General features: G+C 66.4%; 4 protein-coding genes. 2 read left to right on the forward strand and 2 right to left on the reverse strand.

Annotation, left to right across the window (positions count from 1 at the left end; translation table 11 throughout):
- Nucleotides 1–611 precede the first annotated feature (611 nt).
- Together ACTJJK_RS22895 and ACTJJK_RS22900 are read right to left on the reverse strand one after the other, a co-directional pair.
- The gene (locus ACTJJK_RS22895; RefSeq protein WP_440731339.1) at nucleotides 612–1,634 is read right to left on the reverse strand and encodes a FecR family protein; all 1,023 of its coding nucleotides are present in this window, start codon (nucleotides 1,632–1,634) and stop codon (nucleotides 612–614) included.
- Nucleotides 1,631–2,182: an RNA polymerase sigma factor gene (locus ACTJJK_RS22900; RefSeq protein WP_223620540.1), complete on the reverse strand. Its 552-nt coding sequence runs from the start codon at nucleotides 2,180–2,182 to the stop codon at nucleotides 1,631–1,633. The genes ACTJJK_RS22895 and ACTJJK_RS22900 overlap by 4 nt, the downstream gene beginning before the upstream one ends.
- Nucleotides 2,183–2,486: 304 nt before the next feature.
- Here ACTJJK_RS22900 and ACTJJK_RS22905 point away from each other — a divergent pair, with 304 nt between their 5' ends.
- Together ACTJJK_RS22905 and ACTJJK_RS22910 are read left to right on the forward strand one after the other, a co-directional pair.
- Nucleotides 2,487–5,543 (forward strand): TonB-dependent receptor domain-containing protein, encoded by a 3,057-nt coding sequence (locus ACTJJK_RS22905; protein ID WP_440731340.1) that lies wholly within the window; start codon nucleotides 2,487–2,489, stop codon nucleotides 5,541–5,543.
- A gap of 30 nt (nucleotides 5,544–5,573) precedes the next feature.
- Nucleotides 5,574–5,790 (forward strand): hypothetical protein (locus tag ACTJJK_RS22910; protein ID WP_440731341.1); only part of this gene is annotated, 217 nt, incomplete at its 3' end.

Below are 5,790 nucleotides of genomic sequence, written 5' to 3' on the forward strand. Positions count from 1 at the left end.
TAGCGGACGGAAGCTCTGCTCTTGCTTGAGAGACACGCCGGAGGCCGCGAGAACGCGGTCGCGACTTGCGTCGCTCCTACTCTTGAAGCGGCGACCGTTACGCCTCAACCTCGTGACGGCCCCAGCTGGAACCCAGGGTAGGAGCGGCGCAAGCCGCGACCGCGGTGTTGCGGCGCATCACTCAAACAAAATCCAGATCCAGATCCAGATCCAGATCCAGATCAAACGCCAAGAGCTTCCGCCACTAAAGCGGCGGGTTACTTTCTTTTGTCATAAGCAACAAAAGAAAGGTAACCAAAGAAAAATGCTTTTCTTTGAATCACAGGCCCGCACGTTCAATGCCGACGCAGGGATTTTTCATACGGGACATCCCTGTCCCGATGAAAAACGGCCCGCATCCCTGCGGGCCGCCCTCTGGGTCTTCTCTAGCCTTCGCTAGTGCGAAACGACGCACAGCAACAGCAACAGCAACAGCAGAATCTTCGCGACAACGGCGATAACTTTTGTAGGAGCGACGTCAGTCGCGACCGCGCAGCTTCGGTCTTGCGGCGAAACCCGCCAAAACCACCACACATCCAGCTGAGGGGCGATAGGGCAAGCCCTTCCCCCAATCAACGCCGCGCAGCGATGACGATATCGCCGCCTGAGGACTCGTCGACCGCGACCGGATACAACTCCTCCAAGGCCTCGACGAACGCATGCGGGTCGTCGCTGCGGAACACGCCGCTGACACGCAGGCGCGCGACTTGCTCGCCGCCCAGGACCATGCGCCGGCGGCTATAACGGTTGAATTCGGCGACCGCGGCCGACAAGGCCTGGTCTTCGAACACCAACTTGCCCGACAACCAGGTCGGCAAGGCGCCGGGCGCCGCCGGTGCCAACCGGTGTAGCGGCTGGTGCTTGCGGAAGCGCGCCTTCTGGCCGGGGTCGAGCGTGCCGAGCGCAGCCTGTCCGGCATCGGCGGTCGGCGCCGCCAACAAGGCGACCCGGCCTTCGACCAGGGCGACCTCGGTCGTGTCGTTGCGCCGGTAAACCTCGAACTCGGTGCCGACCGCGCGGACGCTACCGTCCTCGGTATGCACCAGGAACGGCCGCTTGGCCTTGGCCACGCGAAAATAGGCGCGACCGCGATCCAGGACGATGCGGCGCTCGGCGCCGGAAAAATCGACGACCAGGCGGCTGTCGGTGTCCATGCTGACGCGCGAACCGTCATCGAGGGCGATGGTGCGGCTTTCGCCGACCTGGGTGACATACACGGTCTCCGGCACTGGCCGCTGCAACCCGCGCGGCACCACCGCGGCCAAGGCCAACACCGCAGCAAGCGCGCCGGCGCCCAGGGCATAGCGCGCCCAGGCGACAGGCGCGCGGCTGCGACGCTTCGGCGCTGCCGGCACCACCGCATCGCGCAGGCGTTCGGCGATCTGCGGATGCTGGGCGTGCTCGCCGGCCGCCGACCACAGCCGCTCGATGCGCTCATAGGCGGCACGATGGCGCGCATCGGCGGCCATCCAGTGCTGCCAGCCCTGGCGGTCGCTTTCGGCGACGTCGTCGGCGCGCAGGCGCGCGAACCAGGTCGCGGCCTGGCGACGGAACGGGTCGCCGCCCTCGATCACGTTGAGACGCGGTGGTTTCACGAGCCTCCCAGACGCGTATCGAAATGCAGCAAGGCGCGCATCATGTTTTTCTCCACTGCGCTCACACTGATCTCCAAACGTTTGGCGATGGCGCTATAGGTCAGGCCTTCGTAGCGCTGCAGCAGGAACACCTGGCGGCAGCGCGGCGACAACTCGTCCAGCGCCGCCAGGAACGCCTGCAGGCGGCGGTTACCTTCGTAGACGCATTCGCCGTGCGGGTCCTCACTCGGCCAGTCCTTGGCGACCTCGTCGATCGACACGTGCTGCAGCACCTGATGGCTCTTGTCGCGGCGGAAGCGGTCGCGCAGCAGGTTCGAGGCGATCTGCAACAAGAAGGCCTCGACGTTGAGCACGCCGCTCAGCGACGGCATCCGCACCAGGCGCACCAGGGCTTCCTGGGCCAGGTCCTCGGCATCGTCGGCCGATTGCAGATGACGCGAGAAATAGCGGACCAGGGCCGGGCGGTAACGGGCGATCAGCAGCGGCAGATCGGCAACGCACGGGGCATCGCAAGCACCCAGCGTATCGCCGGCTTCGCCGCTGTTCATGACCCCTCCCCCGCTATCGGACAAGCGGACGCTACGGCACCGGCCGGCCGCCGGCAAGCCTGCCGAAAGGCGAGTGAGGGATCCGTGGCAAGCTGCGTCTACATCGGTGGGGAAAGGACAACAGTCGAAGGATCGAGTTCGCAGTCACTCATCGGGGAGCGTTGCAATGGGGATCGTTTCACAGCGTCGCGCAGCACAAGGCAGTCGTTCTAACGGTACGGATTCGAACAAGCAGGCATCGGCGGGGGCCGATCCGGGACATACGCTGAAAACAAGCGCGCACACGCATTGCGCTCGGCGCCCGTTGTCGGTCGCGCTGAGCCTGGCGCTCGGTCTGTCGACCCTGGTCGCCGCGGCGCCGGCGCTCGCCCAGCAGGCGCAGGACAGCGCGCATCACTACGCCTTGCCGAGCCAATCGCTGGCCGCGGCGCTGAACCAAGTGGCGTCCTCGTCGGACGCGCAAATCCTGATTCCGCCGGACCTGGTGCGCGGCCGCATCGCCCCAGCCCTGTCCGGCCGCTACACCACCCGCGAGGCGGTCACCCGCCTGCTTGCCGGCAGCGGCCTGAGCTTCCGCGTCACCCAGAGCGGCGTCATCGCGATAGTGACTGCGCGCGAACCGGCGCCGCCCAAGGCCAAGCCGGCGAGCTCGCGCGAGCCCGCGGCCAAGGCCAAGGCGGAGCCCGATCCGACCGAACTGGCGGCGATCCAGGTCACCGGTTCGCGCATCAAACGCGCTGAAATCGAAGGCCCGTCGCCGGTCACCGTGATCACCGCCGAACAGATGGAACGCGAGGGCCACGCCACCGTGTTCGAGGCGCTGGACACCCTGGTGATGGCCAACGGCGCGGTCGAAACCGAACTGTCGGGCGGTTTCTCCGCCAACGCCCATCCGCTCAACCTGCGCGGCCTGGGCCCCGGCCGTTCGCTGTTGCTGATCGACGGCCGCCGCGCCGCCGACTACCCCTTCCCGTACGAAGGCCGCAGCAACTTCCAGAACTTCGGCAACATTCCGTCCGGCGCGGTCGAGCGCATCGAAATACTCGCCGGCGGCGCGTCCGCCATCTACGGCGCCGATGCGGTGTCCGGCGTGGTCAACATCGTGCTCAAGCGCAATTACCAGGGCGACGAGGTCAAGCTGCGCGCCGGCAGCAGCACCATGGGAGGGCGCGACCGTTTCGACCTGCAATGGACCGGCGGCAAGACCGGCGAGCGCTGGGGCGTCACCTACGCCTTCCAGGCCTACAACCAGGAACTGTTGTACGGCTTCCAGCGCGACGACTGGGACCTGCGCGCCAATCCGAGCCCGGACCCGCGGCTCGGCGTGCAGCCCGACGCCGGTCTGCGCATCCGCCGCGGCAGCAGCAGTAGCAGCAGCCCGCTGATCGCGCCGCCGGCCGGCACCTGCGAGCGCTGGGGCGACGAGTTCCAACGCCACACCTACAAGCGCATCAGTTCCGGCAACGTGCAGAGCCTCGGCGATGCCTGCGGCACCTGGAAGGACGTCGGCTACCAGCACCTGAGCAAGGGCAAGAACGAACTCGCCGGGTACGTGTTCGGCACCTGGGATTTCTCCGACGACCTGCAGGGCTGGGGTTCGGTGCAGGCCTGGCGCTCGCGGGTCGAGTCGCTCGGCGGCTTCGAGAGCATCACCGGTCCGCATACCGACGGCGTCGGCCGTCGCGGCGACTTCTACGACCCGCAGTTCAACGCGGTGATCGCGCCCACGCGCTTGCTGACCCCGGTCGATCTCGGCGGCGTCGAGCAGATGAACCAGCACTACCGCGAACGCTCGCTCGACATCGCGCTCGGCCTGCGCGGCAAGATCGGCGACGGCTGGGATTGGGACGCGACCGTCAGCCGCGCCGAGTACCAGTTCGAACGCACCCGCCGGCGCATGGTCGGCAACCTGGTCAACGATTATTTCTTCGGCAAGCAACTGGGCACCCGTCCCAATGGCGTGCCGATCTATCGCTTGAACCTGCCGCGCTGGTACCGGCCGATGACGCCGGAGGAATACGAGTCGATCTCCACCCTCGCCAAGTACGAGGCCGAGTCGTGGGTCAACACCGCCAGCTTCGTGCTCACCGGCGATCTGTTCGAATTGCCGGCCGGCCCGGTCGGCGTCGCCACGGTGCTGGAAGCGAGTTCGCAAGGCTACGACCTCTCCAGCGATGCGCGCGTGCAGCCCGGCGTGGTCCAGCTCTACAACCTCACCGGCACCAACGGCGGCGGCGAACGCGACCGCTATGCCGCGGGCGTGGAGTTCAGCATTCCGATCCTGAGCACGCTCAAGGGCAGCCTGGCCGGCCGCTTCGACAAGTACGACGACATCACCGCGGTCGACGACGCCAAGACCTGGAACGCCGGCCTGGAATGGCGCCCGACCGACAACCTGCTGATCCGCGGCGCCTACGCCACCAGCTTCAAGGCGCCGGACCTGCACTGGGTCTTCAGCGAAGGCAGCGGCAGCTTCGGCAGCGCGGTCGACCCCTGGCGCTGCATCGCCGCAGGCGCCAACCCGGGCTGCTCGGGCTATAGCTACAACGTCTTCAGCTTCACCGAGGGCGACCCAAACCTGGAAGAGGAAACCGGCAAGTCGTGGAGCGTCGGTGCCGTCTGGGACGTCTTCGACGGCTTCTCGGTCACCGCCGATTACTGGAGCATCGAACTCGACGGCGCGATCGAACGTCTCAGCCCGACCAGCATCCTCGAAGGCGAAGCCGGCTGCCGCACCGGCAAGCAGCTCAATGGCCAGCCGTTCGCATTCGGGCCCGACTCGGGTTATTGCCGCAACGTCACCGCCCTGGTGACACGGCGCCCGGAAGGCAGCGAAGCCATCGACCGCATCGCCGAGGTCAAGTCGGCGCCGCTCAACCAGTCCTACCGCCGCGTCACCGGCATCGACGCCAGCGTCAACTGGCGGCTCAAGACCGAGCGCTACGGCGACTACCGTTTCGACCTGAGCTGGTCGCATACGCTGAAGTCCGAACGCCAGGTGTTCGCCACCGACCCGATCGAAAAGGACTGGCGCGACGACCCGACCAACCTCGACTTCCGCAGCCGCCTGCGGGCGGGTGCGAGCTGGCGCGCCGGCGACTGGTCGTCGAGCCTGTTCATGACCCGCTACGGCAGCCTGCCGAAGGCGAACGGCCTCGGCCGCACCGGCGTGTATTTCCTTTGGAACGCCAACATCGGCAAGCAGATCACCGACCAGGCCACGATCAAGTTCTTCGTCAACAACCTGTTCAACAGCACCCACCCGGACGACGAGACCAACACCTCGTTCCCGTATTTCTACGATGCCTACAGCCCGATCGGCCGCGAGTTCGCGATCGAGTACGAGTATCGGTTCCGTTGATTGGGGATACGGCGCGTGGCGGCGTCGGCGGTGAGCGTCACGTCGCCATCGTCGCAATCTGTCATTGTCCTTGCGATTGACCTTGCCGTTGCCGTTGCCGTTGCCGTTGCCGTTGCCGTTGCCGTTGCCGTGAAAGCTTGGCGCAGTAGCGAACTCGCGAGAACACCTGGAGACCCGGAGGGCGGCGCACAGGACGTGCGCCGTTTTTCGATAGGACAAGGATGTCCTATCGAAAAATCCCGGCGCT

It is taken from the genome of Lysobacter sp. 22409, from assembly GCF_052045105.1.
GTDB lineage: Bacteria > Pseudomonadota > Gammaproteobacteria > Xanthomonadales > Xanthomonadaceae > Lysobacter > Lysobacter antibioticus_B.